General features: G+C 45.9%; 2 protein-coding genes and 1 pseudogene. All 3 read right to left on the reverse strand.

The genetic code is table 11. The annotated features are described in order from the left end of the window. Nucleotides 1-509, reverse strand: a 509-nt coding sequence (dps, locus tag PX481_RS19690) for a DNA starvation/stationary phase protection protein Dps (protein WP_288095579.1), incomplete at its 3' end; no start/stop codon positions are given. A 222-nt stretch (nt 510-731) separates the two neighbouring features. Continuing rightward, the gene (locus PX481_RS19695; RefSeq protein WP_288095581.1) at nt 732-1,463 is read right to left on the reverse strand and encodes a glutathione peroxidase; all 732 of its coding nucleotides are present in this window, start codon (nt 1,461-1,463) and stop codon (nt 732-734) included. 204 nt (nt 1,464-1,667) lie between these two features. Then, nucleotides 1,668-1,871 (reverse strand): annotated as a pseudogene (locus PX481_RS19700) (RNA-guided endonuclease InsQ/TnpB family protein); the annotation flags it as partial.

Consider the following 1,871-nt stretch of genomic DNA (forward strand, 5'->3'; position numbering starts at 1 on the left):
ATCAGATGCGCTTCTAGGAACCAGAGACGTTTATCGATGTCCCGGGAGATTTCCGTATAGAGATCTGCTGTGTCGGCATCCCCTTGATTGCCAGTGGTATCAATAGCAGAACGAAGATGGGCGGCGTATAAGGCATAACGTTCGGCTAAAGCAACGATATGTTCACTACCATCGACGATATCAGCCGGATATTCCGGCAGAATCGAGTTAGCGGCAGCGATGCGCGCTGTTCCCAAAGCGGTTCCACCTAAAGCGGTAATCCGTTCTGCTACCATGTCCCCATAGCCTTCTAATTCCGTGGCCATTTCGTCGAAGAGGCTGTGCAATTGGTAGAAATTTAAACCTTTTACATTCCAGTGGGCCTGTTTAACCTGAGTTTTTAGGTCTAAACTAGCGGCAAGGGTTTGGCTTAAGATTTCAACCACAGCTTTGCGGATATCTAATGCTAAATCGATGCGGGTGGCGTAGTATTGTCCCGTGGTTTTGGTTTTGACTGGAGTGGCTACCATAATCTTTCTCCTTGATCAGTTAACAGAATACTCGATAATTTTCTCACTTGTGTCCGTGTAGAGGGGACTGATTTTGATCCTACAATTAAGCTCAAGTTATACACATCCCCTTTCAGAATTGATTAACATCGCCCTCAGCCGTCAGCTAGATAATAGTGTTGATAACTAGAAAAATGGCTAATTAATTGAAAAATCAGAGGCTGATAGCTGATAGCTGATTAATTATGCTCCTAAATAAGCCGCTAATTCTTCCGAACCGCCAATTAATTGGCCGTCAATGAAGACTTGTGGGGTGGTGGTATTACCACTCATGGCCCGCAGAGAACGACTGGTGGCATCCCGTCCGAGGATAATTTCTTCGTATTGTAGGCCTTTTTCTTCTAACATTTTCTTGGCCCGGAGGCAGTAGGGACAGCCGACTTTCGAGAAAAGAGAGACTAAAGGCGGTTTTTTGGCTTCTGGGTTGATGTAGTTTAGCATCGTTTCTGCATCGGAGACTTTGAAAGGATCTCCCGGTTCTTCCGGTTCAATGAACATTTTCTCGATAACACCATCTTTGACTAGCATCGAATAGCGCCAAGAACGTTGACCGAAACCTAAGTCAGCTTTATCGACTAACATCCCCATTCCTGCGCTAAATTCGCCGTTACCGTCGGGAATCAAAAGGATATTATCACATTCTTGGTCCTTTGCCCACTCGTTCATGACAAAGGTATCATTCACCGACAAGCAAACAATAGCATCTACGCCATTTTCCCGAAAAACTGGGGCTAATTCGTTATATCCGGGTAAATGGGAGGTGGAACAGGTGGGAGTGAATGCCCCGGGTAAGGCAAAAAGAACAACGGTTTTTCCTTTGAATAATTCCTCGCTGGTGATGTTCACCCATTGATTATTTTGACGTACAGGAAAGGTGACATCGGGAACTCTCTGCCCTTCTCGGTTTGGTAGCATAATCGTCAACTCCTAATTGCTAAGTCGTACTCATTTTGAGTTTGTCTAAATTAAGTGTACTCATAACGACTATGAGTTGTCAACAAGTATTTATGCTTAAATCAGGAGATAGGAGACAGGAGACAGAAGACAGGAGAATGGGAATTGACTCTCCCCCGCTAACCGCTCGCGCGGTGTAGCGGGGGATTCTCGGTTCTTAGGCTTTTAACTAGATCGACCTGGTTTAACCCGGTCGATCCCCGTCAGATCGCCTCCGCAAGCGTTTTCTAACACGGTCAGTCCGACCGCGTTTTTTCCTCGGTTCTCGATTACCTTCGCTGATGCCGTATCTCTCGGTTCAATGTGGCCGCAAGAATCACACCGGTGAACTCTTTCCGATAACGCTTTTTTACCAGTAATTGCGCCACA

The sequence above is a fragment of the Microcystis sp. M53603_WE2 genome, from assembly GCF_030065435.1.